Annotated in this window: 24 protein-coding genes, 2 tRNA genes and 1 pseudogene; 5 read left to right on the top strand and 22 right to left on the bottom strand. The window is 45.9% G+C overall.

Annotated elements, in window-relative coordinates:
- Window positions 1–55 precede the first annotated feature (55 nt).
- The 5 genes from B3F51_RS01970 to B3F51_RS01950 all read right to left on the bottom strand — a co-directional run bounded on the left by B3F51_RS01970 (window position 56) and on the right by B3F51_RS01950 (window position 3,863).
- Window positions 56–1,225 (bottom strand): class I SAM-dependent methyltransferase, encoded by a 1,170-nt coding sequence (locus B3F51_RS01970; RefSeq protein ID WP_286945170.1) that lies wholly within the window; start codon window positions 1,223–1,225, stop codon window positions 56–58.
- Between the two features lie 164 nt (window positions 1,226–1,389).
- Complete coding sequence (hcp, locus tag B3F51_RS01965; protein ID WP_070370030.1) at window positions 1,390–3,102, bottom strand: hydroxylamine reductase; 1,713 nt, start codon at window positions 3,100–3,102, stop codon at window positions 1,390–1,392.
- Between the two features lie 173 nt (window positions 3,103–3,275).
- Complete coding sequence (locus B3F51_RS01960; protein WP_175440888.1) at window positions 3,276–3,437, bottom strand: hypothetical protein; 162 nt, start codon at window positions 3,435–3,437, stop codon at window positions 3,276–3,278.
- Window positions 3,438–3,694: 257 nt separating this feature from the next.
- Window positions 3,695–3,771 (bottom strand) — tRNA-Lys (locus B3F51_RS01955).
- 5 nt (window positions 3,772–3,776) lie between these two features.
- Window positions 3,777–3,863, bottom strand: a tRNA-Leu gene (locus B3F51_RS01950).
- Window positions 3,864–4,297: 434 nt separating this feature from the next.
- On the opposite strand from B3F51_RS01950, the gene B3F51_RS01945 reads away from it, so the two are divergent.
- Window positions 4,298–4,546, top strand: coding sequence for a hypothetical protein (locus B3F51_RS01945; RefSeq protein WP_228881488.1), 249 nt, complete (start codon window positions 4,298–4,300; stop codon window positions 4,544–4,546).
- 70 nt (window positions 4,547–4,616) lie between these two features.
- On the opposite strand, the gene B3F51_RS01940 is transcribed toward B3F51_RS01945, so the two are convergent.
- Both B3F51_RS01940 and B3F51_RS01935 read right to left on the bottom strand, forming a co-directional pair.
- Window positions 4,617–5,144 carry a shikimate kinase gene (locus B3F51_RS01940; RefSeq protein WP_070370028.1) on the bottom strand — a complete coding sequence of 176 codons (528 nt, stop codon included), beginning with the start codon at window positions 5,142–5,144 and terminating at the stop codon, window positions 4,617–4,619.
- Window positions 5,134–6,000 (bottom strand): shikimate dehydrogenase, encoded by an 867-nt coding sequence (locus B3F51_RS01935; RefSeq protein WP_263992956.1) that lies wholly within the window; start codon window positions 5,998–6,000, stop codon window positions 5,134–5,136. The genes B3F51_RS01940 and B3F51_RS01935 overlap by 11 nt, the downstream gene beginning before the upstream one ends.
- A gap of 185 nt (window positions 6,001–6,185) precedes the next feature.
- Between B3F51_RS01935 and uraA the strand changes: the two genes are divergently transcribed.
- The 4 genes and pseudogenes from uraA to B3F51_RS01915 all read left to right on the top strand — a co-directional run bounded on the left by uraA (window position 6,186) and on the right by B3F51_RS01915 (window position 9,890).
- Window positions 6,186–7,526 carry a uracil permease gene (uraA, locus tag B3F51_RS01930; protein WP_070370026.1) on the top strand — a complete coding sequence of 447 codons (1,341 nt, stop codon included), beginning with the start codon at window positions 6,186–6,188 and terminating at the stop codon, window positions 7,524–7,526.
- A gap of 404 nt (window positions 7,527–7,930) precedes the next feature.
- Window positions 7,931–8,674: pseudogene (locus B3F51_RS01925) on the top strand (NYN domain-containing protein); the annotation flags it as partial.
- Complete coding sequence (locus B3F51_RS01920; protein WP_228881556.1) at window positions 8,657–8,980, top strand: OST-HTH/LOTUS domain-containing protein; 324 nt, start codon at window positions 8,657–8,659, stop codon at window positions 8,978–8,980. The pseudogene B3F51_RS01925 and the gene B3F51_RS01920, both read left to right, overlap by 18 nt.
- A complete protein-coding gene (locus B3F51_RS01915) occupies window positions 8,967–9,890 on the top strand; it encodes a CorA family divalent cation transporter (RefSeq protein WP_286945165.1) in 924 nt (307 codons plus the stop codon). The genes B3F51_RS01920 and B3F51_RS01915 overlap by 14 nt, the downstream gene beginning before the upstream one ends.
- Window positions 9,891–9,916: 26 nt before the next feature.
- Here the strand turns inward: B3F51_RS01915 and lpdA are convergent, their stop codons facing one another.
- The 15 genes from lpdA to B3F51_RS01840 form a co-directional block, all read right to left on the bottom strand.
- A complete protein-coding gene (gene lpdA, locus B3F51_RS01910; RefSeq protein ID WP_286945164.1) occupies window positions 9,917–11,338 on the bottom strand; it encodes a dihydrolipoyl dehydrogenase in 1,422 nt (473 codons plus the stop codon).
- Between the two features lie 13 nt (window positions 11,339–11,351).
- Entirely contained in the window at window positions 11,352–12,668 is a 1,317-nt protein-coding gene (locus B3F51_RS01905; RefSeq protein ID WP_250934665.1) for a dihydrolipoamide acetyltransferase family protein, read from the bottom strand.
- Between the two features lie 53 nt (window positions 12,669–12,721).
- Window positions 12,722–13,717, bottom strand: coding sequence for an ATP-NAD kinase family protein (locus B3F51_RS01900; protein WP_250934663.1), 996 nt, complete (start codon window positions 13,715–13,717; stop codon window positions 12,722–12,724).
- Between the two features lie 115 nt (window positions 13,718–13,832).
- Window positions 13,833–14,804 carry an alpha-ketoacid dehydrogenase subunit beta gene (locus B3F51_RS01895; RefSeq protein WP_286945161.1) on the bottom strand — a complete coding sequence of 324 codons (972 nt, stop codon included), beginning with the start codon at window positions 14,802–14,804 and terminating at the stop codon, window positions 13,833–13,835.
- Window positions 14,801–15,757 carry a thiamine pyrophosphate-dependent dehydrogenase E1 component subunit alpha gene (locus tag B3F51_RS01890; protein ID WP_070370061.1) on the bottom strand — a complete coding sequence of 319 codons (957 nt, stop codon included), beginning with the start codon at window positions 15,755–15,757 and terminating at the stop codon, window positions 14,801–14,803. The genes B3F51_RS01895 and B3F51_RS01890 overlap by 4 nt, the downstream gene beginning before the upstream one ends.
- Window positions 15,758–15,910: 153 nt before the next feature.
- Window positions 15,911–16,279, bottom strand: a complete 369-nt coding sequence (locus B3F51_RS01885; RefSeq protein ID WP_286945159.1) for a Lin0512 family protein — start codon at window positions 16,277–16,279, stop codon at window positions 15,911–15,913.
- Between the two features lie 30 nt (window positions 16,280–16,309).
- On the bottom strand, window positions 16,310–16,612 hold the full coding sequence (locus tag B3F51_RS01880) for a DUF6506 family protein (RefSeq protein WP_070370016.1): 303 nt from the start codon (window positions 16,610–16,612) through the stop codon (window positions 16,310–16,312).
- Between the two features lie 290 nt (window positions 16,613–16,902).
- On the bottom strand, window positions 16,903–17,655 hold the full coding sequence (locus B3F51_RS01875) for an ABC transporter ATP-binding protein (RefSeq protein WP_070370015.1): 753 nt from the start codon (window positions 17,653–17,655) through the stop codon (window positions 16,903–16,905).
- Window positions 17,636–18,610, bottom strand: coding sequence for an ABC transporter substrate-binding protein (locus tag B3F51_RS01870; RefSeq protein WP_250934661.1), 975 nt, complete (start codon window positions 18,608–18,610; stop codon window positions 17,636–17,638). The genes B3F51_RS01875 and B3F51_RS01870 overlap by 20 nt, the downstream gene beginning before the upstream one ends.
- Window positions 18,607–19,380: an ABC transporter permease gene (locus B3F51_RS01865; RefSeq protein ID WP_070370013.1), complete on the bottom strand. Its 774-nt coding sequence runs from the start codon at window positions 19,378–19,380 to the stop codon at window positions 18,607–18,609. The genes B3F51_RS01870 and B3F51_RS01865 overlap by 4 nt, the downstream gene beginning before the upstream one ends.
- A complete protein-coding gene (locus B3F51_RS01860; RefSeq protein ID WP_286945157.1) occupies window positions 19,355–19,642 on the bottom strand; it encodes a thiamine-binding protein in 288 nt (95 codons plus the stop codon). The genes B3F51_RS01865 and B3F51_RS01860 overlap by 26 nt, the downstream gene beginning before the upstream one ends.
- A gap of 137 nt (window positions 19,643–19,779) precedes the next feature.
- On the bottom strand, window positions 19,780–21,171 hold the full coding sequence (locus tag B3F51_RS01855) for a sigma-54 interaction domain-containing protein (RefSeq protein ID WP_286945155.1): 1,392 nt from the start codon (window positions 21,169–21,171) through the stop codon (window positions 19,780–19,782).
- 134 nt (window positions 21,172–21,305) lie between these two features.
- Window positions 21,306–22,802 (bottom strand): metallophosphoesterase, encoded by a 1,497-nt coding sequence (locus tag B3F51_RS01850; protein WP_286945152.1) that lies wholly within the window; start codon window positions 22,800–22,802, stop codon window positions 21,306–21,308.
- A 9-nt stretch (window positions 22,803–22,811) separates the two neighbouring features.
- Window positions 22,812–23,642, bottom strand: coding sequence for an AmmeMemoRadiSam system radical SAM enzyme (gene amrS, locus B3F51_RS01845; RefSeq protein ID WP_349680177.1), 831 nt, complete (start codon window positions 23,640–23,642; stop codon window positions 22,812–22,814).
- 316 nt (window positions 23,643–23,958) lie between these two features.
- Window positions 23,959–24,471 carry a transcription repressor NadR gene (locus tag B3F51_RS01840; RefSeq protein WP_286945151.1) on the bottom strand — a complete coding sequence of 171 codons (513 nt, stop codon included), beginning with the start codon at window positions 24,469–24,471 and terminating at the stop codon, window positions 23,959–23,961.
- Window positions 24,472–24,513: the final 42 nt, after the last annotated feature.

Here is a 24,513-nt window from a genome sequence, read left to right as displayed (position 1 = left end):
TGTTATTATTTTCTAACTGATTTTTTATTATATCATCTTTTGACCGATCTTACATTTAAATTTTATTAAAATTAATGCGTTTCTCTGTTTCAAGGAGTTTAAACAGGGTAGGGGTTAAGGAAAATGCCTGCATGGCGTTTTCCACCTCCCTTAGCGCCTGCGCTTTTCTTTTTTCACTGACTTTGGCTTTTTGAGCCCGGATCAGGATGTTTTTGGGGGTGTGAGCCAGATCGACGAATTCCATCAGTTGAACTTTGTAGCCGCAGGCTTCAAGCAGGTTCCCCCGAATGGCATCGGTTAACAGTGCGGCGGTTCGTTCTTTTATGATGCCATATTTTGTCAACAGGCTCAGTTCCCCGGTTTCCATTTGACCATTGAGTTCGTGCTGACAGCAGGGCACTGAAAAAATCAGCCGGGCCTCCCATTTGATGGCATTGTAGAGGGCAAAATCGGTGGCGGTATCGCAGGCATGCAGGGTAATGATCATATCCACCGGGAAGCTTGCCTGATAGTCATGGATATCCCCCCGTTCAAATGATAGCTGGTTGTAGCCATATTTCCGGGCACTGGCATTGCAGTGGTCAATCACATCGCTTTTTAAATCCAGACCAATCATTTGCACCTTGATGTTCTTTATCTCCGTCAGGTAATAATAGAGAATAAAGGTCAGATAGGATTTACCGCAACCAAAGTCAATCACATTGAGCTCGGTGCCAGGGGGCAGTTTTTTTACTTCATCATCGACAATCTCCACAAAGCGGTTGATCTGGCGGAATTTATCAGTCATTGTCTTGACGACCTTGCCCTCTTTCGTAAAGACCCCCATATCCACCAGCGGCTGAATAAGGGTACCTTCCTGCAGAATGTAGTTTTTTTTGCGGTTGTGGCTGATAACTTTGGCTGGCGCTTTCGTAACTGCTTTACGGGTTATTGATGGCTTGCCTTTTTTGCTGATCTGGATGATATACTCAAATTGATCATCCCAGGCGTTATACTGCTGATAGTCTGTGTGCAGTGCCTGGCCAAGAAATTCAATCAGTTGATCTGCCGCCAGATTTTCATTAAAGACCTGGGTGGCCGTGAATTTTTCCAGATGATAGGATTCTCCGATTTGACTGATGACGATTTTCTGATAGTCATTGCTTTTTATTCGTGGTTTACTCAGGATGATTTTATATATCTGGGGATTAAAACCAGCTTCAAGAGCTGTTATTAACTGCATCATTTTTTACCTCATGTTTTTTCTTTGTTGCTCTATCCTATCATGGTTTTGCTTAAAATTACAGGGGCTTTGACTTTTTTGCCAAAAAAATACCGGAGCTATCCATCTGGATAACTCCGGCAAGGTTGTTGATAAGCCACTGTATCGACTCATAATTATTTGTTGGTTTATGCGCCTAAGAACATCGCCATGTCAGCATCAACTGAGTCAATTCCGCCGATCCCAAAGGTATCGATCAGGACATTTGCCACATTTGCCGATAAGAAGGCTGGCAAGGTTGGTCCCAGATGGATGTTTTTGACACCCAGGTGGAGCAGGGCCAGTAAAACAATGACCGCCTTTTGTTCATACCAGGCAATATTATAGGCAATCGGCAGTTCGTTGATGTCATTAAGTTCAAACACTTCTTTTAACTTTAAGGCAATGAGTGCCAGGGAATACGAATCGTTACACTGTCCCGCATCCAACAGTCGGGGAATCCCACCGATATCACCGAGATCCAGCTTATTGTAACGGTATTTTGCGCAACCGGCTGTTAGGATGACTGTATCCTGTGGCAGTTTTTGGGCAAATTCGGTATAGTAGTCCCGGGATTTCATACGACCATCACAACCTGCCATAACAAAGAACTTTTTAATCGCACCGGATTTTACCGCATCGACAACCTTATCCGCCAGGGCAAAAACCTGCTCGTGGGCAAAGCCGCCAACAATTTTTCCGGTTTCAATTTCGGTGGGAGCTTTTAAGCGTTTAGCCATTTCGATGACTTTTGAAAAGTCTTTTTTACCACTTCCATCCGCTTCAATATGGGTACAGCCGGGATGTCCCGAAGCCCCAGTGGTGAAAATCCGACCCCGGACTTCGTCACTTTTGGGGGGCACAATACAATTGGTGGTAAACAGAATCGGGCCGTTGAACGATTCAAATTCTTCCAGCTGTTTCCACCAGGCATTGCCATAGTTACCGACAAAGTTATCATATTTTTTAAAGGCCGGGTAATAATGGGCGGGCAACATTTCACTATGGGTATATACATCCACACCAGTGCCTTTGGTTTGCTCTAGAAGCTGTTCCAGATCGGTCAGGTCATGGCCGGAAATTAAGATGGCGGGATTCTTTTTAACCCCAATATTGACTTCCGTGATTTCCGGATTGCCGTATTTCCCGGTGTTGGCACCATCCAACAGCGCCATGGCAGTGACGCCAAACTGACCGGTTTTTAAAGTCAACGCTACCAGATCATCAGCAGACAGCGCATCATCCAGGGTTGCCGCCATGGCCTCGTAGATAAAACCATATAGACTTAAGTCCTCTTTGCCAAGGTTAAGGGCATGCTCGGCATAGGCGGCCAGCCCTTTGACGCCGTAGGTAATCAGTTCCCGCAGCGAACGGACATCTTCATTTTTGGTAGCCAGGATTCCGACATTTGCAGCTTTTTTAAGCATCTCCGCTTTTGTGGCGGTTTCAAAACGGGCGGCGTCATGAAGTGCTGATACATTTATTTTTTTGCCCGTTTGTTCTTTCTTTAAGCCCAGCAATTTCTGGAAGAAACCGGGGTTATTCTTTTTATTGGCGGCATCCACCATATCCCGCAGCTGATTTCTCAGCACGGTCATTTTCTTTATTTCTTTAACAAAGGCATCTCCATCAAAATTCGCATTGGTGATGGTCATAAAGAGACTTCTTAATACCTCATGATTGACTTCGCCCAACTCTTTGGCTTCCAATTCGCCTTTTACGACAATTTCGGAAATCCCCTTAACTGTATAAATCAATAGATCCTGGAGTTTAGCAACTTCTTCACTTTTACCACAAACCCCTTTAACGCTACAGCCTTTTCCTTTGGCCGCTTCCTGACACTGATAACAAAACATACTCATACGATTATCCTCCTGAAAATTCTATTTCATCATAACATTTAGTTTTAACAATTTTGATGTCGCTACCTCATTGGTATGTTGCTATTATATCCGGGGGTACGTGATTATGCCGTTGCATTTGCAACGGCTGCGAATGTTTTTCAAAAAATATAAAAAAACACCTTTCGGTGTTTTTATTCGCTTTTTTTATCATCTGTCTGGATATTCTTATTTTTATAGAAAATGCAGCCGGTCTCTTTATATGGATTCTTTAAGACATCCATGTCCGGACAACGTCCATTGACATTAAAACCGCAGTTTAAATAAGAACACGCATTTTTTTCTGTTGATTCCATTTGACTCTCCTCATAAATCTTAATTGCGTGTAATTATAACAGTTTGCTGAGTAATACTCAAGCGCCCGTTACGCTTTAATTATTGCCGATATGTACTTAAACCATCAATTAAAACAACTCCGCTTTTTTTCAATCCCCATATTTGGGTCGCCATTCCAACCGCCACTTAATAGCCATAACGCACCGTAAATTACAAGTATTACAAATTAGACGTAAAAAAAACAGAGCCCTCAAACGGCTCTGTTATGCGCTATTATTGGTGCTCCCTCAGAGACTCGAACTCTGGACACCCTGATTAAGAGTCAGGTGCTCTAGCCAACTGAGCTAAGGGAGCAAAAGTGGTGCCGAAGGCGGGACTCGAACCCGCACGTGATCACTCACAACGGATTTTGAGTCCGTCACGTCTGCCAATTCCATCACTTCGGCGAAAAAAATAGTTTATTTGGTTGTAAGGATGTACCCCTAATGCGATAGAGATAACTAAGCGATTCACACCAAATCAAAGATTTGGGTTCTCTGCTTATGCCAATTCCATCACTTCGGCGAAAAAATAGTTTATTTGGTTGTAAGGATTGTACCCCTAATGCAATAGAGATAACTAAGCGATTCACACCAAATCAAAGATTCAGCGCATCTTATTAGCGCCCCACAGGACACTGTCATAAATGATAACACAGCTTAAAAAGAATTTCAATCATTTTTTTTCGTTTTAAATTATTTTCTTAAAATGAAAATACGACAAAATATTATCTTGTTTTTTTTCATTTATGGGTTACTATAAGTTTAGTAAAGGATTGGTTATTAACAAAGAATTTAATTGCCCATCCGATAATCTTATTTCCAGAAAGTCAGGTGAAGTGATGAGCATATTTGAAAATCATAAAACAATCGCTTATAAGGAATTTCGAGAATTTGTAAACGAGTCTGTTCTTGAGTTGATTAAAAAAACAAAGGATAAAAAATGCAATGGCTGTATTGATTTTGTCTTTGATGAAGAAACCTCCACGGGGCATTGCGAGGCACTGGAAACCACCTGGCCTGTCAAAAACCCCGATGCGGTTCAACGACTGACGGATTGCTATATTTGCGATCTGAAAGCCATGAAGTAACGAAGCATAACACCGATCAGTTGATCGGTGTATTTTTTTGTCTCGTTTTCTTCCTGATTCGTTCAGTAAACTATTTTGCCCGATGATCGTTAAAGGCTTCTTTTATTTTCTGACAGCATCCCTCGGCAGTCCAGGTTTCGGTTGATATTTTAAAATCACAAACATCGTAATACTCCTGACGTTCGGCCAGCAGTTGACGGATTCGCACCAGCGGATCTTCACTCTTTAGCAAAGGGCGGGTATCATCGCCCTTAATTCGGCAATAGATGGTTTCCGGCTGAGCTGACAAACTGACTACAAAGGCCTTTTCAGCCAACAATTTTCGATTTCTTTTAAACAGAATGATTCCCCCGCCGGTGGACAAAACAATATTCTCCATCGTTAAGGCCTTTTTTAACGCCTCATGTTCGGCGTCCCGGAAGGCATCTTCCCCCAGCTGGGCAAAAATATCGGTTATCTTCATCCCCAGCTCCGCTTCCACTAAGGCATCGGTATCGACAAAATCATATTCCAGTTCCCGGGCCAACAAGGAACCGATGGTGGTTTTACCCGTTGCCATAAAGCCAATCAATGCTACACACTTTTTTTCAGTTTTCATTTATCCCTTCCTCCAGTAATTTTTTGCCCAAAACCGGATCCGGAAACACTCCGGTCCATAATTCAAAGGCTAATAGTCCCTGGTACAACAGCATTTCCAGCCCATTTTCAGTTTGTGCCCCGATTTCCCGGGCATCTTTCATTAACTGGGTCACCGCCGGGCTGTAGATCATATCATATACCAGCAATTCTTTTTTCAGGAGCGTTTTGTCAAGCGGCGTTTGCCAGGCGGTATCGGCCATTCCTAAACTGGTTCCGTTGACCACTACCGCAGCTTCATTAACGGCTGCTTTTAAGGACTCTGCATTCATGTCAATGGCCTGGGCTTTTCCCGGCCAACTCTCATTAATTTGACTGGCCAGCTCTTTTGCTTTAGCCACTGTACGATTGGCAATGATGACCTTTTGGATGCCCCAATCTGCCAAAGCCATCGCCACCGACTTAACCGCACCCCCACAACCGAGAATCAGAATGGTCAATTCCGATCTGGGAATCTTACCAATTTTTGTTTCAATTGATTTAATAAAGCCATTCCCATCCGTATTGTAGCCGATCATTTTTTTATCACGGCAAACCACCGTATTCACCGCCCCGATTTTCTCTGCCAAAGGATCCAGTTGGTCGATATATTTCATGATTTCCATTTTATGGGGCTTGGTGATGTTAAATCCGCCCACATTCATTAGCCGAAAACCATCCACCAGCTTTCCTAAATCTTCAGACTTAACAGCAATCGGCAGGTATAAAGCGTCCACCCCGATTGCTTTAAACAGTCCATTATGCAATTGGGGCGATAAACTTTGCACAATGGGATCGCCGATGACGGCATATATTTTGGTATCAACTGAAATTCGCATTCTAGGACTCCTTCATTTTTTAGCTTTAGCTGCATTGTATCACAGGTTGGCAAGCGGGTAAATATTCCCAACTGGCCGGTAACTGGATTTTTTTATTATTATTCATTTAATTGTATAAAGTCTTTGCTCTGCTTCATTCCTGTGTTATAATCTCAAAGGAAAATGAAAAGAACGGAGGAAACGTTTTGGACAATCGAAGAATTATACAAGTGGAGGAAAAGGTGCCATTGAATATGTTGGTGCCACTGAGCCTGCAACATATGTTTGCCATGTTTGGCGCATCAGTTCTGGTTCCCTTCCTCTTTGGAATCAACCCGGCCATCGTACTCTTTATGAATGGTGTGGGTACCCTGTTGTTTATGGTGATCACCAAGGGTAAGGCCCCGGCTTACCTGGGTTCCAGTTTTGCCTTTCTGGCGCCAGCCGGTATTGTTATTGCCACCTGGGGGTATTCTTATGCCCTCGGCGGTTTTGTGGTAGTCGGTTTATGCGGCTGTATCCTGGCTGGGATTATTTATAAGTTCGGCATTGAATGGATCAATGTGGTGCTGCCTCCAGCGGCCATGGGCCCGGTAGTAGCGCTGATTGGTCTGGAGCTGGCTGGGACCGCTGCCAGCACGGCTGGAGTCGTCAGTAGCACCAGTTACGTTTTGGACGAAGCTTCCGGTCTTTATGAACAAGTGGTAACCGCCATTGTTCCTGAAAATGTCATTGTTTTTCTGGTGACCCTGGCCTTCGCCGTTTTTGGATCGGTGATGTTCCGTAAATTTCTGGCAGTTATCCCCATCCTGATTGCGATTGTGGCTGGCTACATCACGGCTCTGATCACCGGTGTGGTTGGCCCGGCTACCTATGAGGCCGTCGCAGAGGCCCCCTGGTTTTCGCTGCCAAACTTCCAGTTCCCACAATTTAATTTAGAAGCAATTATTATCATTTTGCCAGTACTGCTGGTTATTGCCTCTGAACACATTGGTCACCAGATTGTCACCAGCAAGGTAGTGGGACGAGATCTGCTAAAAGATCCCGGTTTGCACCGCTCCCTGTTTGCCGATAATTTTTCGACCATGTTGTCGGGTTTAATTGGTTCGGTACCAACCACTACCTACGGCGAGAACATTGGCGTAATGGCGGTCACCAAAGTCTACTCGGTCCAGGTCATCGCTGGTGCGGCAATTATTTCGATTGTCTGCTCGTTTGTTGGTAAACTGTCGATGCTGATTTCCACCATTCCCGGTCCGGTTATCGGTGGGATTTCGTTCCTTTTATATGGAATGATCGGCGCCGCCGGGATCCGAATTCTGGTTGATGCCCAGGTTGACTATGGCAAATCCCGTAATCTGGCCCTGACTTCAGTCGTGTTTGTGGTGGGCTTATCCGGGATTGCGGTTACCTTTGGCAGTATCCAGCTCAAAGGGATGGTTCTGGCCGCCGTGGTTGGGATGATTTTAAGTCTGATCTTCTTTGTGCTGGACAAACTGAATCTGACCAATGACCGGGAAGAAGAGCATCTTTACGACCAGCCCTGATTCACTGCCGCTTGGGGCAAGGGTCTGAGCCCCTGGTCATCACGGATGTCTCGGCATAAATTTAGTTGCGGGCGATCACGGATCGCCCCTACAAACTGTCAAAAAAGCTAACCCAGTACCGACAATTGTTAGATCATGTTGTACCCAAAGGGCAGACCCTGTGCCTCAAGGCGAACAGTTGCGCTGAAACGCCTATAATTAGCCGAATCTTTAATAGCAACTGTACGAATTGTGCGCATACAACAGATTAACAATTAGTCGGTACGGTAGTTTATCGACAACCTCAACTGATCAGAATTGATCAGTTATTTTTTTGTGGCGGCGGTCGGTTGTAAAAAAGCGTGATTTCAATTATACTGAGACTAACAAAGTGATCGAAACCAACGAAATAGAAAAGGTGACCCATGAAAAATGATATGAAAATTGCCGTCTTAATTGACGCCGATAATGTTTCGGATAAATATATCAAATATATCTTCGATGAAATTTCCAACCTTGGGATGGCAACGTTTAAACGCATCTACGGTGACTGGACCAAACCCCAGCTGGGATCCTGGAAAACGGTATTACTTAACTATTCCATTACCCCGATTCAGCAGTACAGTTACACCACCGGAAAGAATGCCACCGATGCCGCCTTAATTATTGACGCCATGGATATTCTTTATTCCAATAATGTGGATGGATTCTGTATCGTCTCCAGTGACAGCGACTTCACCCGTCTGGCGACCCGGCTCCGGGAAGCCGGAATGTATGTGGTGGGGATGGGTGAAAAGAAAACCCCCACCCCCTTTATCTCGGCCTGTGAAAAATTTAAATATCTGGAAGTTCTGGCAGCTGACCCGGATTCTTCTCAACCGGAAGAAATATTAAACCAAAAGCAGTCTTCTGCCAAAGAAGGAATGGCCTCCAAAAAACAACTGATCCAATCGATTAAAACAATTATCAACGATAACTCGGATGAAGAAGGCTGGGCCGATCTGGGTCTGGTTGGCTCCCGCCTCAACAACCGCTATCCAGATTTTGACAGCCGCAATTATGGTTATTCCAAACTGCGCTCGCTGCTTTCCTCACTGGACAAATTTGAACTGACAACCCGCCGAACCGCCAATTCTCAAAATGTCAAATACGTGATCCGCAACATCACTTCTGAAAAAAACGGATCATCGCAAAAAGACATTCAACTCAAAAAAGAGCTGATCCAATCCTTTCAGTTAATCGTTTCAGAAAATGCTGACCCATCCGGTTGGGCCAATCTGGGCCTGGTTGGTTCCCAAATCGCCCAGAAGCACCCCACCTTTAAAAGTAAAAATTACGGCTATGCCAAACTGCGCTCACTGCTGGAAGCCCTCAACCTCTTTGATATCGAAGTCCATAAAACAGCGAATTCCAAGAACCCGGAAGCACTGATCCGCAATAAACCCCAGCTGAAGGTTAAAAATGCTGGCTTATAAACTGACGGCAGGTCAACTAACAGCTGTTTCCCCCTCACAGTCTTTTGCCAGCTCTGACCAGAAGCACCTGTGTATCCTCGATTTTAGTGAGCTCGTAGCGGTAAGTGCCCAATTGAATATCGGATCACGACTGGTTGAAGAATGCATCAGCGGTAACTCCTGTAAGTTTGAAAGTCACGATGGTTTTGATTTCATTACCCTGTCAATTCCGGATGCCATTTCCGGTACAGTCAAACCAAAACGGATCGGAATTTATTTCCGTGCCAACCTGCTTGTTTTCGCCTCGGATCGGATTACCTATTTCGCTGACCTGGTTGACACCATCAAGACGGCCGATATCCAGATATCCGATCTAAGCAAATTTTTTCACCTCTTTTTTGACAAGCTGACCTACGATGATCGGGATGTATTGATTGCGATTGAGGAAGAAATCTCCGGGCTGGAAGAAGAATTTATTGTCGCCATTAAAAATGACCTGGTCGACTATCTGATCACGTTTCGCAAGCGTCTATTAAGTCTGAAACAATATTATGAACAACTTTTTGAAATTTCTGAGGCCATTGAAGAAAATGAAAATAATCTGATCGATAAAAAAGATCTCCGCTATTTTAAAATTCTCACCAATCGCATCAACCGACTTTTTACCAATGTGCTGAACCTCCGGGATTACGGCACTCAGGTGCGGGAGGCCTACCAGGCGCAGCTCGATATTAACCTGAATAATGTCATGAAAATTTTCACTGTCGTCACATCTATTTTTCTGCCCCTGACCCTGATTGTCGGCTGGTACGGCATGAACATCATGATGCCGGAATTTCATTGGGAGTACGGCTACCCGTTTGTGATTGGTTTATGCATCGTCGTGGTGGCCGGCACCCTGCTGTATTTCAAAAAAAACAAGTGGTTTTAAGGCCACTTGTTTTTTATTTCCAACACTCATTCCTTTTTTACCGCATCGCTCATCAGGTGGATGGCGTGACCATCGACGGCATGGGCGGCTTCCATCAGTGCTTCGCCGACAGTGGGATGGGCGTGGATGGTAGCCATCAGCTCGGCCACGGTGGCTTCCAGGCGGATGGCCAGGGCGCCTTCAACAATCAGATCGGTAGCCCGGGGACCGGCCATGTGCAGTCCCAGAATTTCGCCAGTAGCGGCATCGGTTACGTATTTGACGACCCCGGTTGTTTCACCCATGATCATTGCTTTACCATTGACGGCCATGGGAAAAATGCCGACTTTTACGTCATAGCCCGCTTCTCGGGCCTGGGCTTCGGTCAGCCCGACACTGGCCAATTCCGGTTTGGTATAAACGCAATAGGGAATGGTTTTAAAATCAATTTGTGATCTTTTCCCCATGATCGTTTCCACCGCCAAAATTCCTTCAGCTGAGGCCACATGGGCCAGCATTACCCCGCCATTGCAATCGCCAATGGCATAGATATGCGGGACATTGGTCTGCATTTTTTGATTGACAACAATCGCCCCACGGGCGGTTTTTATACCAGCCAGATCCAAGTTAAGGGTACTAAGCTCCGGTTTTCGGCCCACTGACAAGAGCACTTTTTTGGCGGTAATGGTTTTTTCACCGGTCTGCGAGCTGGTTGTAACGGTTAAACCGCCAGCACTTTCCTGAATTGACTCGACTCTGGTGCTGGTAAAAATATCGACCCCATCTTTTAGCAGTTTTTCTTTGAGCGGCTTGACAATATCACGGTCCATGTTGGCAACAATTTCCGGTAGCATCTCGATGATTGTTACCTTACAGCCAAAGGCATTGTAGATACTGGCAAATTCACAGCCAATGACGCCGCCGCCAATAATGCCCAGGCTTTCCGGCACAGCATCCAATGACAGAGCCGTGTCACTGGTGATCACATCCGGATGATTGCTCCCCGGTATCGGTGGTATCACTGGTTTTGAGCCGGTGGCAATGATGGCAAAATCAAAATCGATGACAGTTGCTGCGTTGTTTATTTCGTCCTGATTTTCACTGATGACCTTAATTTGATGCGCATTCACAAAAACAGCGGTGCCCATTATTTTGGTAATCCCATTGTTCTTTAATAATCCGTTGACCCCACCGACCAGTTTTTTGATGATTTTTGTTTTTCTTTTCTGCAGCTTTGGCCAGTCACCGTGATAGTCTGAAAGTGTGATGCCAAGTTCCTTGGCATCATGTTTAAGAACGTCCAGCAGTTCGGTGGTATGGAGGAGCACCTTGGTGGGAATACAACCGACATTAAGACAAGTGCCGCCCAGATATTTGTTTTCAATCAGGGTTACCGCAGCACCTAACTGGGCCGCCCGAATCGCTGCCACATACCCCCCCGGGCCACCGCCAATTATAATAATCTTCATGATTCCACCTCCATTACAAGAGCAGAAGTCCCGGTTTTTCAATGAGCTCCTTGAGACGGGCAACAAACTGCGCCGCCACCGAGCCATCAACCACCCGGTGATCAGCTGTTAAACTCAGGTTCATCATTGGTTTAATAACCACCTGGCCATCCACCACCATCGGGGTGTCGATTATGGTATTAATCCCTAATATGGCCACCTCAGGCTGATTAATAATCGGCGTGAAGGATTCCATGCCATACATCCCGATATTGGTGATGGTAAAAGTGCCCCCGGTAATTTCATCGCTTTCCAGTTCATTATTTCGGGCTTTTTCGGCCAGGGCTTTGATTTCCCGGGAAATCTCGCCCAGATCTAATTTATTGGCGAATTTGACCACCGGCACTATCAATCCATCCGGCAGGGCAACCGCCACCCCAATATTGACATAATTGCGGGTGACAATGTCAGTGCCGACTATCGAGCTGTTTAAAAGCGGAAACTCCAACAGCACCCGGGCTAAAATCTTAACCAGAATATCGGTATAGGTAATTTTGGCAGAGTTTTTTAATTCTTCCCTTAGCTGTTTCATGGCGGTGGTATCCACCCGCTGGTTGTAATTAACTGTAGCAGCCGTTTCCTGGCTGGCTGACATCCGGCTGGCAATAATTTTTCGCATCGCCGACATCGGTTTGCTACTCTCCTGTGGATCGGCAAATCGTAGTAAATCAGCTTTTTGTTTAAAAGCCAGCACATCGGCCTTCATAATCCGGCCGTCCTTGCTAATCTGTCCCGGATCGATGCCTAAACCATCAGCAATCACCCCGGCCGTCGGCGATATTTTGGGGGCTGCTGTTTTTGCTCTTAACGCAAACTCATTAACATCTTTTTCCGTAATGGCCCCCTGGGGGCCCGTCCCGGTTACCTGGGCAAGATCGATATTTTGCTCAGCCGCAATTTTTTTGGTTCGGGCTGATGCTTTGATGCGGCCCCCAGCGACCGGTTGCGATGATGTAGCAACCACCGAATCCGGTTCTGCTGCGGTGGATTTAACTTCGCTGGCTGGGCTGTCAGTCAAATTTTCGGCCTCGGCCAGCAATGCAGTTATATCTTCTTCAGCTGTTCCCAGAATGGCAATCGGTTTTAGCACTGCCACGGTGCCCTCTTCGACCAGTATCTTTCTGATGATGCCAGCCCCCGGAGATTCAAATTCCTTGGTTATTTTATCGGTTTCCACATCAAAGATAATTTCGCCCATCGCAACGCTGTCGCCTTCTGCTTTTCGCCAGTTGGCAATATTGCCTTCAGTCATCGTCAATCCCAGCTTGGGCATCACTAAAAACTTGGCCATAATGCATTCCTCCTGTAATTCTGAAATCACATAACTCTATGAAAATTTAAACATCAAACCTTGAAAAATCCGTTTTGCTGTCCCACTTCGATGGCTTTTTTCACATCCACATGCCAGGGCCCATTGCGGCTTAGTTTAAAGGTAAAAGTCTGATTCTGATGAAATTCAATTTCCCGCTCCCCATCCAGGGCAATGGTGCCCCGACAGTAGGTGGTAAAGGTATAGACTTCGCTAAACGTTAAGATCACCGGCTCACTGGTACCAATTGGCAACACAATCCCCGCTGCCATGGGAATCTTAATTTTGGGGGCATTTTTATCAATGCTGACATAAGCACCAAAATTGTCCGCTTCGGTGATAATGGTTTTTCCCCCCACCACCGCCGAAAAACCAATTGAGGCCGGATGACTCCGGGCCACAAATATTTTCTCAATATCCTCAACTTTCCAGATCGCCCGGGAACCCACGAAGATATCCCGGGAAATCACCGCATCGATCAGGGCAATATCCTTAAGTTGCCCCGCTGTCTCAATCTCAATAATCTTATCTCTATTTGAATAAGCCGCTTTATCAAATTGTTGGGAAGCGACCACGGCCGCTGCGATGCCAGCAATGGTTCCTTCAATCATATCCGGATAGACATTATTCGTCCCTGTGGAAATCGAAATCAGTGGGATTTCCTTAATATCCTTAGCCACCGCCCGATTGGTGCCGTCACCTCCCAACGTGACAATGCAGCCGACGTTTTTCTCATTCATCATTTGCACCGCTTTATAGGTATCTTCCACGGTGTCTTCCTTATAAAAATCAAACACTTCGATCTCACATTTAAGCTCGCCGGAGGTTTTAAGCTTATCCTCCACCCGATAGCCCATATTATAGGGATCTGGCATCATGTATACTTTTTTGACGCCATTTTGCTGGGCTCCCAGTATAATCCGTTCAACAATATTGATCTTTTCGTTATTATCAATCACCGTAGCATGGGAAACCAGCCGCCTGATATCTTTCCCGGATGCCGGATTGGCAATGATTCCAATTGAATTCATATGTCCACCACCTTTTTCTGTCTTTTGTTTAAAAAAAGTTCTGGAAATAAGATCATCGCTGTGCACTCCACTATTTCCAGAACCCTGGCCCGTCTGGCCGATTCAATTACCCACCTTAGAATAACGATTTGACCGCCTCAACCACATCGTCGGCATTGGGCAACACATAGGCTTCCAGATTGCCAGAAAACGGAATCGGGGTGTTCAATGCGCAAACCCGCTTAATCGGAGCATCACATTCATAGAAACACTCATCGGCAATAATCGCAGCCAGTTCACCGGCATAACTGCCCCGTTTAGCTTCTTCGGAGACAATGACCACCTTATGGGTTTTCTTGACCGATTCAAAGATCGCTTCTTTATCCAGCGGATAGAGGGAACGTAAATCGATGACTTCAGCATCAATGCCATCTTTTTCTAGCAGCTCAGCTGCTTTGAGGGAGTCGTATACCTGTTTGCCATAGGTAATGATGGTGACATCACTCCCTTCCCGCTTGATATTGGCTTTACCCAGTGGAATTGGTTTGACTTCATCTTCAACCTGACCGGTCACCGCATAGAGGGTTTTATTTTCCAGATAAATTACCGGGTTATCATCATCGATGGCTGTCAGCATCAATCCGATGGCATCCTGGGCATTCGAGGGATAAACGACCTTTAAACCCGGCACATGGGTAAACCAGGCTTCCAGTGATTGGGAGTGCTGGGCTGCCGCTGCCACCCCACCACCGGACGGTAGTCGTACTACCATTGGCAGTTTTAATTTACCACCAAACATATAACGCATTTTAGCAGCCTGGTTAACCAGCTGATCCATCCCGACAGTGGCAAAGTCAACAAACATCAGCTCGGGAATCGGTCGCAAGCCAACCGCTGCCGCACCAACGGCAGCACCGATAATGGCCCCTTCCGAGATTGGGGTATCACGCACCCGTTTTTCGCCGAATTCTTCAAATAAGCCGGAGGTGACACCAAAACATCCCCCGAATAGACCAACATCTTCGCCAAAAATGAAGACATCCGGATTTTCCAGCATTTTTATACGCATACCTTCTTTGATTCCTTGACCATACGTAAGCTCTCTCATCTTGTTCGTCCCTCCTCTACTATATCGGTATAAACATCTAAAACAGCGGATGCAACATCAGGGAATTTACTGGCCAGGGCAAAATCAACGGCTTCTTCAACCTCAGCATCAATTTTTTTATTAAGCTGATCCATTTCCGCCTGAGTCATCACCTGATTATCAAGGATATATTTTTCGGCTCTGGGAATGGGGTCTTTTTTCTTCCATTGTTCCAGCTCACCTTCGGGACGGTACACCGTCGGATCCCCTTCAAAATGTCCCCGCCAGCGATAGGTCTTGCATTCAATCAGGGTTGGTCCCTGACCTTTACGGGCTCTGGCAACGGCCTCCTGAACCGCTTCAAAAACCGCAAAAACGTCATTGCCGTCCACCGTAATCCCCGGAATATTATAAGACACTGCCCGTTGGGAAATATCGGTGATATTCTGATGACGGGCCTGGCTCACAGATATTCCGTAGCCATTGTTTTCGCAGATAAAGATAACCGGCAGCTTCCAGGTACTGGCCAGGTTCAGTCCTTCATGGAAGGTACTCTGATTGGTGGAGGCATCCCCAAAGAAACAGGCACAAACCTGATCTGTTCCTTTATATTGTGCTGCCAGTCCGGCACCTACCGCAATATTATGGCCAGCCCCGACAATCCCATTGGCCCCAAGAATTCCTTTGGTGGCATCGGCGATATGCATCGAGCCGCCCTTGCCTTTACAGTATCCGGTTTCTTTGCCAAAAAGCTCGGCCATCATGTATTTCATATCGCCGCCTTTGGCTAAAATATGTCCATGGCCCCGATGGGTACTGGTGATGTAGTCATCGTCCCGTAGACTTGCGCAAACGCCTGTTGCCACTGCTTCTTCACCAATATAAAGGTGAACGAATCCGCCAACCTGACCTTCAGCAAAAAGATTCATGGCTCTATTTTCAAACTTCCTGATCTTTACCATTTTTTCATACATTTCAATGATAGTTTCGTTTGAGATTTTCAAAATATTTCCTCCTTTGTATCTGCTTTGCTAAGTTTTTTTTAAACGATGATGCGCTTTGTCTGTTGTTACGTCGATAACACCACACATTATCAGGTTTTTTGTAGGTTTGCAACCTACCTTCCGCTACACACTCACCGTTACGCACACAATGGCGGCTTCGATGGTATCGTCGGTATCGCCAAAACCGGGAAAGAATAAACCGGCTGTTGTTAATCCTCCTTTCCTGGCTTGAATGGTTACCTTTCCCACCGGGAATAGTTTTTTTAACATCTCAATGTTTAAATCTTCAGGCCGGGACACCCCAATAATTGCCTCGATCATCATTTTTTCATTGAGACTTTCTTCCGTTAAACTATGGATCTGATTCAAACCAATCAGACAACTTCGGGAAATGGCGTCTTTAATCGCTTTTCCCGCCGCCTTATTAACATCCTGACCATGAAAGTCCATCCCCATGCCAAATTCAATGATAAATTTTTTAATAAGAAACACCTCCTGACGTGAATTGCTGTGGTCATGCTGTTAAAAAAGATCATCCCCGCTTTTATTATCCAAACCGGGGTGAATATCAAAACGCACGACCCCCACGGCGGCTTTTCCTTTGACGGCTTCACTGACCATGGCCGTCCCCCGATTTCCAAAGCCACCACAGAGCTCGAAAGCGACCACCCCTTCATCAACCAACTGCCCCGCTGCTGCAACTGCTGCTTCGTAGGACGATACCCCAACAGCGATCAGGGTGACCTGTTCCGTTTCAACCGCCGACCGGTGAATGGCCGGATCTGCATTGGGAGCAATAAAAATAAATGCTGCTTTTAACGCCATATTCTAACCTCCTTGATTTCATGTTGTCTATATGTTAAGCAATATTCATGCCATAACCGATGAATCGGCTAGTTGTTTAAACGTTTACGTAAACGGTGCTGCTTTCTGCTTCCGAGCGCCTTTACCCAACCGATCCTGGAACAATTCTTTCTCATTATGAGAATTGGCGTCTCAAAATGAGAAAAGCAGTCTCAAAAATGAGACTGCTACGGTAGTTTATTAACAAGTTGATGTGCTTCTATTCACAATAATTATCCGGTTTTCAGGGCGAGCATTGCTCGCCTGGAGATTTACAGACATTTTAGAATGTCACTACGCAGCTGACGCAATGCTTCTGCGGTCATCATTTCCTCGGGACTGGCGTGTTTAATCGGCACCACCATTTCGCTAACGATCTGGGCCGGTGATCCGTTAATGATGTAGATCCGGTCTGATAAGAAAATGGCCTCATCAATATCGTGGGTAATAAACAAGACCGACCCTTTAATTTTATTGAGTATCTCAAGCAGATACGCCTGCATCTTCATCCGGGTAATGGCATCCAGTCCGCCAAAGGGTTCGTCCAGCAGCATGATCTCCTGTGAAAACATGGTGGTTCGCAACAGTGACACCCGCTGTTTCATCCCACCGGACAATTGAATGGGATATTTTTTCCCATCGTCTGCCAGTTGAAAAATCGACAGCATCGCTTTGACCGTCTCCCGGGCTTCCTTTTTCGGAATGCCCCGAATTTCAAGTGGTAAAATGGCATTGTCAATGACGTTGCGCCAGGGCAGCAGCAGATCCTTCTGATACATATAGCTGACCTTTCCGGTTTCCCCGGTTACCTCCTTCTCATTTACAAAAACCTGGCCATCTTCCGGGGGCAACAGTCCGGCAATCACATTAAAGAGCGTGCTTTTACCGCAGCCACTGGGGCCCAGAATCGAGACAAACTCACCCTGATTCAGATGAATATTAATGTTCTGTATAATATTTTTATGATTATACTCTTTGGTAACCCCCAAAACCTTGAGTACACATTTATTCTGGCAGGTATTCATTGGTAAAGGCCTCGTCGGCATTTAACTGGTTCTCCAGCAAGCCCTGGTTATACATCCAGTTGCCATAGTTTTCCCAGATATCTAAACGCATCAAACCCCATTTTTCGGCATCGCTCTGATATTCAGCGGCCAGATATTTTTGCGAGGCCACCGCCAGGTCGCGATCAATTTCGGGGTTGTCAACCAGTAACAGATCCGCAGCGGCTTCCGGGTTTTCAATGGCGTACTGATAGCCTTTGGTGACAGCCCGCAGAAATTTTTTAGCCGTTTCCGGATGCTTGGCCAGATAGTCTTCGTTGGCAATAATGACTGGGGTATAGTAATCCAGGTTCTTATCGACATCCTGAAGTTTAATAAAATTCAGCGGTTCGTTTTTAAGCTCGGCGGCAACTCCATCCCAGCCATAAAAGATCCAGGTGAAATCGACATGATCTTTAACAGCGGTAAAATAATCCATCGCTCCCACATCGACGATTTCCAGCTTGCTAAAATCAGCCTTTGCCCCTTCCATCAGGGCTTTTAAGGTGGCAACTTCCATAGGCGAACCCCAGCCGCCGTATTTTTTCCCTTCAAAATCTTTGGGACTGACAATGTTGCGATCCACCGGCGAAGCAAAGCCCGATGTGTTATGCTGGATAATCGCAGCAATGGCCTTAATTGGCAGGGGATTTGCAGCGGTTCTGGCGTAGGTCACCTGTTCCTGATAGCTGACTCCGAACTCTCCCTGACCGGCCGCAATCAGATCCGCTGAGCCGCCTTCGCTGGGTTGAATAATCTCCACCTGAAGCCCTTCGGCCTCAAAATAGCCAAGCTCCTTAGCCGCATAAAGACCGGTGTGATTGGTATTGGGAACCCAATCCAGAACCACCGTTATTTTCTCGCTTTCTTTTGTTGTACACCCGGTTAATGCAATCAGTAGAATTCCCAGTGTTAATAAGATGATTTTCTTTTTCATTCCTCTTCCTCCTTTAATTTTTCCCAGGGCATCATGACCCTCTGAATCCCGGCAATGCCGTAAAAAAGTCCAATTGATAAAACCACAATCACCAGAATCGAGGCAAAAACCAGATCCAACGCAAAGGCATGGCGGGCTCTTAACATGTAAACGCCCAGTCCGGCCTTTCCACCCAGCCATTCCCCGATAACTGCCCCCATAATACTATAGGTAGCCGCAATTTTAAGGCCCGAAAAAAAATAGGGCAGGGCACTGGGAAACTTGATTTTTGTAAAGATCTGACGCTTCTTTGCCCCCATCGATCGCACCAGATTAATCAGTTCCCCATCAACACTCTGAAGCCCTTCAATCAGACTGACCGTGATGGGAAAAAAACAAACCAGCACCACCACAAAAATTTTGGGGGCAATCCCAAAACCAAACCACATCGCCAGCAGGGGTGCGATCACAATAATCGGCACGGTTTGCGACATCACCAGTACCGGGTAAATGGCTTTTTTCACCACTGGAAACAAATCCATCACAATTGCCATAATCAGTGATAAACATACGGCTACCAGCAGCCCTGTCATTCCTTCAAAAAAAGTTGTTCCGGCGTGCATCATCAAATCCGAACCATTGGCAATCAGCGCCGCGATGATGTCAGTGGGCGATGGCAAAACGTATCGCTCCACAACCCCCAGGTTAACAGCGGCCTCCCAGAGAATCAGAATGGTCAGCAGAAATACGATCGGAATCAGCTTGTCACTGGTATTTTGATACTTTCTCATCAATTGTGACGCCTTCTTCCTTGTAATCAATTTTTACGATTGAAACCACCCGCTCGGCTCCATGCTCTGTGCAGATGGATTGGGCCCGTTTAACAATGTTAAGCAGTTCATCCAGTTCGCCTTCGATGGATGTTTCAAAAGGACCCACCACATATTTGAGGCCCGTCTGATGGATCATCTCAATAACCTGATCGACTACATAGTATATTTCTCTGTCCGGTACTACCGGTAAAACCTGCAAGCTTAGATTTACTTTTGCCAAAACGCTCACCTCCCTATTCTTTTCATTTTTCCTATTCTTTCCAAAACTAATTGTAGCATGTTTCATGCCAAAAAAAGACCCTTCGAAAAAAGTTTTAAAATTTTCTTCAAAGGGCTGCTGTTTACGTTTCGCTTCATTTATAAACTGGTCACGTGAATATCATAGGCTTTTATTTTCCGATAGATGGTCGCCCGACTGATGCAAAGATCTTCTGCGGCCTTTACCGCATTGCCCTTATTGAGAAAAAGAGCCTGTTCGATGCTGTTTTTTTCCAAATCTCTCAAAGTTTCACCATCACTGTCACGGACTGGTAAAATGACATTCTGCTCTTTTGTCGGTGCCTCAATGCAATCAATAAAAACACCGGCTGACAAATAGTAGCCACGCTCCACCATATTTTTGAGTTCTCTGACATTGCCCTTCCATTCATTGGCCAGCAATTTTTCTTCGAATGCCTTGCTGAAGAATTTTTTGACGTCACTGTTTTCGCAATTGAGCTGCTCCAGAAAATATCGGCCCAGAACCAGTATATCTTCTGGCCGCCTTTTAAGCGGCAACAGCCGTAAATTGATGACATTGAGCCGAAAGTAGAGATCCTGACGAAAAGCCGATTTTGACATCTCATTGAGCAGATTGCGATTGGTGGCTGCAATAATCCGGACATCCAAGTCCCTGGCAAAACTGCCGCCAATCCGCATTACCTTGTTTTCATCCAACACCCGCAGCAGCTTGGGTTGCATTTCCAGGGGAATTTCGCCTATTTCATCAAGAAACAGGGTGCCGCCATTGGCCAACTCAAATTTTCCCGGCATGCCACCTTTGATGGCTCCGGTAAACGAGCCAGTTTCGTAACCAAAAAACTCACTCTCCACCAACTCTTTAGGGATGGCGGCACAGTTGATGGCAATAAAGGGGCCGTTGCGGCGCTGGCTGTCGTTATGAATGGACTGGGCAAACAGCTCCTTCCCGGTACCGCTTTCACCTTCAATCAGTACCGAACAATTTGTCTTGGCTATTCGCCGGGCGGTATTAATCAGCTCCAGCATCGTTTTATTTTTCGTGATGATCTTATCAAAGGTATAGTTGGCCCGAAAACCTGCCAGTTTATTGATTTCTTTGCGCACCTGTTTGGCTTCCCGAATCACCAGCACTGCGCCCATGACCTTCTCATTAAAAACCACTGGGGTAATATCCAAAAAACAGTCAATTTGTTTTGACCCGATTGTGAGGGTGATATCCGAATACGAAAATTTTCGTTTATTAATCAGGATATTTCCAACGACATCAATCTCTTTTAACACCACATTCATGTCCAGCTTTAAAATAGCGGCTTCATCCATTTGAAACAGCTCACAAATTTTATGATTAAATTTCTTTATCCGCAGTTCGGTATCAATGATCATCAGTCCGTTGAGAATGGAGTCCAAAGCCACATCCATCAGTTTATATGAATCGACAATCTCACTGCGCATGTCTTGAGTCATGACATCGCCGTTTTTTAATTTCTCCATCAGCGTCATTACTTCCATCTCTTTTACCTCCACAAGAATTGTCAGTTCGCCTCTCAAAATCCCGTGTCTGTCCGTAATCAAACCGGCTGATCGATGTTTCAAACCTTTGCTGCTCTTTTTTACTGTCGCTCATTGCTTTTGCTGGTCGTTGGTTATGCTTTTGTCTTAACCAGCAACTCACCATTATAAGAGCCGGATGGGAGCAGTTCCGTCCGGCCGTTAAAAAGCTGCTGGGCCGCCACCGCATAAGACCGGGCGATACTGGCAAAGGAACCTTCTCTGATGGTCGGGTTTATATTTCTGCTAACAATCGATAGGGTGTCATCGCTGTTTTTGAGAATTTCAAAGGTTCGAAAGTTTTGCGGAAAATCCCGGAGGGATGCTGTTTCAACCACCCAGAAGCCGTATTCCGGATGATCCGCATCCGGAGACTTTATCGGGGTTACAGTATTGCGATGCCGATGTCCGGCCACCCACAAAATCAGATTGGGATAAGACTGGAGTTTTTTTAGCAGTTCTTGTTCTGAAACTGGCGAAAGGGTACTCCATGACATAAACGGCCTGGTCAGTGGTTCCTGATATTCCACCCCAATGGGTATATGGGCGGCAATGATCATCAGCTGACCGGCTTGTTGTCCGGCTTCCAGCTCTTGCCCCAACCAGTCAAAACGCTCCCGATCCAGGGAACCATGGGCATATCCCTTAACGTTTTGATCATCATCCCTTTGGGTGTTATCGAGCACAATCACCTTGATCGGTTTTTCTGCCCGGGGTTCAAAGCTATAGCAGGCAAAACCACTCTGGCTGTTTTCCAGACTAAAACCGTGTCCGCTGGGCTTCGTTTCGGTTATAAAAAATTCCTTCATCCATTCTGCCCGACTCAGAAACCGCCGGGCGGGATCATCCGATACCGGCAAAAGCGGCTTATCCGGCCAGCTGTGATCATGATTGCCAATAACCTGATACCAGGGAATCTGCGGATTCAGCCCCACAGCCGCAAATTCGTCATAAAAAGGCTTCCGGGGGCCAACCCGGGGATTGGGACTGACCCCAAAATCCAAATTTATTTCTTTGCCATCAAAAATGTCAATCGACCAGCGCAGCTCATTGTACATGGCGTTGTTGGTGTTGTCGCCCATGGATAGACCAAAATCCAGAGGGTTTTGATGATGAATGGCGTTGATGGAATGAATGGCGCCATCTAAAATATGGGTGGTATAATGCATCATTTCAGAATACACTGAGACAATGCCACCACCAAATTTTGAATAGATTCCGTGGGCCGGAAATTCCCCGTCAGTGATATGAATATCCGTGATGGCAAAAAAATGCAACAGCTGTTCCGGTTCATTACCGGCAGGCAGCAAATAGCCCTCCGGCATCAGATCATCCCGTCTTTCTGGCTCCTTCGGATCCTCGGCAATCCATCCCCCATAGCCTTCCTGGGCCAATCGGTTGATCTCACCCGCCTCAACCTGCGGGGCTGTGGCAACAACCGGATCAAGAAAAAAGGTATACACTGCTTTTTCTGAATGAGGCGCCGTTTCAGTATTGGTGACCGGAACGGTGGCTGGTCGAATCTGTTGTTCGATATCTTTTAATTGTTTTGCCAGGCGACTGTTTAGATTTTTTGAGCGTTTATGTCCCATTGTTCTGCCTCAACAATTCCCTGCATAAACATTTTCCAGGGACTCTCTGGCGATGTCAGCCAGTCGATAAATCTGGGCCACGTTGGTGGCATTCCGATCGGTCATTTCATGTCTGGGAAAAAAGCGGGACAGATGAAGGGGGATTGATTTTCCCACTGACGCCAGCCACTTAGATAAAGCCCTAATTTCTTCCTCACTGTCGTTTTCCCCTGGCACGATCAGGGTCGTTACTTCCACATGACAGGCCTCACTGGCAATCCGAATGGTCTGTTTGACGGTTTCCAGATCGCCGCTGATTTTTTGATAGAATTTCTGGTTAAATGCTTTTAGATCAATGTTCATTGCATCAATATCGGGCAGGATTTCCCGGACTGGCGCTTCACAAAAACAACCATTGGTGACCAGCACATTTTTTAAGCCATTCTTTTTTATCAGCTTGGCACAATCTCTGACAAATTCATACCCCACCAGCGGTTCGTTATAGGTATAGGCCAAGCCGATATTCCCCTCGCCTACCAGTCTTCGGGCATTGCCGACCAGATCCTCAGGCGTCATCCGCCGACCATGGGCTTCTTCACTGCCAGCCATGGAAATTTCGTAGTTTTGACAAAACGGACATCTTAAATTACAGCCAAAACTTCCGACTGACAAAATTCGGGAGCCGGGAAAAAAATGGCGCAACGGTTTCTTTTCGATGGGATCCAATGCGATGGCTGTAACCACCCCATAATTCAAATCGCTTATCACATCCGACCGGTTAACCCGGGCCCGACAAAATCCAATCTCTGCCTCATCCAATCTGCAATGATGCGGACAGAGCTGACACGCTATTTTACTCACTGTTTTTCCACCCTTCGTTGATATCTAGTTAAAATAATCCCAATTCATTTTTGTGAAATGAATGAGGTTCTCAAATAACTACCGTACCGACCAATTGTTAATCTGTTGTCTGCCGCAAGCTCGGACAGGCTATCGCCATGTCCGCCTTGATGCAGACAACATGATATAACAATTGTCGATACTGGGTTATCTTCTTTGACAGTCTGCTTCATTTTTGTGAAATGAACTTTCCGGTGCAAATAAAAAAGGAAAACCTCCTGATGTCTTCCTTCTTTTGTATGCTATTTAGTTCATACCCCAATATTTATTTTTAAAATCACCCGACGCTGATTAAATAGCCTTTTTCCGTTAAACTTTTTTCGACCGCCGCAAGAATGCTGTCAGATACCGCCTCCACGGTATGATAATGGACCGTGTCGGTAAGCTTCATCAGGGGGCTGGTTTTTTTTTCTTTTAGTCCGGCAACAAAGGCATCCACATCGGCCCGGGTGGCCAGAAACAAATCAACCTGGATTTTTCCATAAATATCGTGCAGAACATAGACGTCTCTGACAAAACCACCGGCATCAACAATGGTATAAAGCTCATCGCCAATTTCTTCATGATTGTGGGACACCTTGAAGATCTTTTCGCGGGGCGGTGGATCAACGATAATATAGCCTTTGTTGGTGGAAATGATGTTGAAATGGGCCGCTTTCAGGAGCGCAATATCCTGAACGATGCTTTGCCGGCTGACCTGAAAAATTTCTGACAGGGCGGCACCTGAAACCGGTTCCCGAGATGACCGGAGGGTCTTAACAATGTCTGCCTGTCGCTGTTGTTTCTTCATGGTTTACACTCCTGGTATTTATGATTCAAATCAGATTTTTGT

Origin of the sequence: Acetobacterium sp. UBA5834, from assembly GCF_002435675.1 — a bacterium.
GTDB lineage: Bacteria > Bacillota > Clostridia > Eubacteriales > Eubacteriaceae > Acetobacterium > Acetobacterium wieringae.
Note: the sequence above shows the minus strand (reverse complement) of the source record. Positions and strands in the feature narration are given on the sequence as shown.

Coding starts and splice junctions, on each gene's coding strand:
- B3F51_RS01870 (WP_250934661.1), bottom strand. CDS start 18,610: ATGAAAAAGAAAATCATCTTATTAACACTGGGAATTCTACTGATTGCA.
- B3F51_RS01905 (WP_250934665.1), bottom strand. CDS start 12,668: ATGGCCAAGTTTTTAGTGATGCCCAAGCTGGGATTGACGATGACTGAA.
- B3F51_RS01865 (WP_070370013.1), bottom strand. CDS start 19,380: ATGAGAAAGTATCAAAATACCAGTGACAAGCTGATTCCGATCGTATTT.
- B3F51_RS01875 (WP_070370015.1), bottom strand. CDS start 17,655: ATGAATACCTGCCAGAATAAATGTGTACTCAAGGTTTTGGGGGTTACC.
- B3F51_RS01915 (WP_286945165.1), top strand. CDS start 8,967: ATGCTGGCTTATAAACTGACGGCAGGTCAACTAACAGCTGTTTCCCCC.
- B3F51_RS01945 (WP_228881488.1), top strand. CDS start 4,298: ATGAGCATATTTGAAAATCATAAAACAATCGCTTATAAGGAATTTCGA.
- B3F51_RS01970 (WP_286945170.1), bottom strand. CDS start 1,225: ATGATGCAGTTAATAACAGCTCTTGAAGCTGGTTTTAATCCCCAGATA.
- B3F51_RS01890 (WP_070370061.1), bottom strand. CDS start 15,757: ATGTATGAAAAAATGGTAAAGATCAGGAAGTTTGAAAATAGAGCCATG.
- B3F51_RS01940 (WP_070370028.1), bottom strand. CDS start 5,144: ATGAAAACTGAAAAAAAGTGTGTAGCATTGATTGGCTTTATGGCAACG.
- B3F51_RS01935 (WP_263992956.1), bottom strand. CDS start 6,000: ATGCGAATTTCAGTTGATACCAAAATATATGCCGTCATCGGCGATCCC.
- B3F51_RS01960 (WP_175440888.1), bottom strand. CDS start 3,437: ATGGAATCAACAGAAAAAAATGCGTGTTCTTATTTAAACTGCGGTTTT.
- B3F51_RS01880 (WP_070370016.1), bottom strand. CDS start 16,612: ATGGCGTTAAAAGCAGCATTTATTTTTATTGCTCCCAATGCAGATCCG.
- hcp (WP_070370030.1), bottom strand. CDS start 3,102: ATGAGTATGTTTTGTTATCAGTGTCAGGAAGCGGCCAAAGGAAAAGGC.
- B3F51_RS01840 (WP_286945151.1), bottom strand. CDS start 24,471: ATGAAGAAACAACAGCGACAGGCAGACATTGTTAAGACCCTCCGGTCA.
- B3F51_RS01850 (WP_286945152.1), bottom strand. CDS start 22,802: ATGGGACATAAACGCTCAAAAAATCTAAACAGTCGCCTGGCAAAACAA.
- B3F51_RS01900 (WP_250934663.1), bottom strand. CDS start 13,717: ATGAATTCAATTGGAATCATTGCCAATCCGGCATCCGGGAAAGATATC.
- B3F51_RS01895 (WP_286945161.1), bottom strand. CDS start 14,804: ATGAGAGAGCTTACGTATGGTCAAGGAATCAAAGAAGGTATGCGTATA.
- B3F51_RS01855 (WP_286945155.1), bottom strand. CDS start 21,171: ATGGAAGTAATGACGCTGATGGAGAAATTAAAAAACGGCGATGTCATG.
- lpdA (WP_286945164.1), bottom strand. CDS start 11,338: ATGAAGATTATTATAATTGGCGGTGGCCCGGGGGGGTATGTGGCAGCG.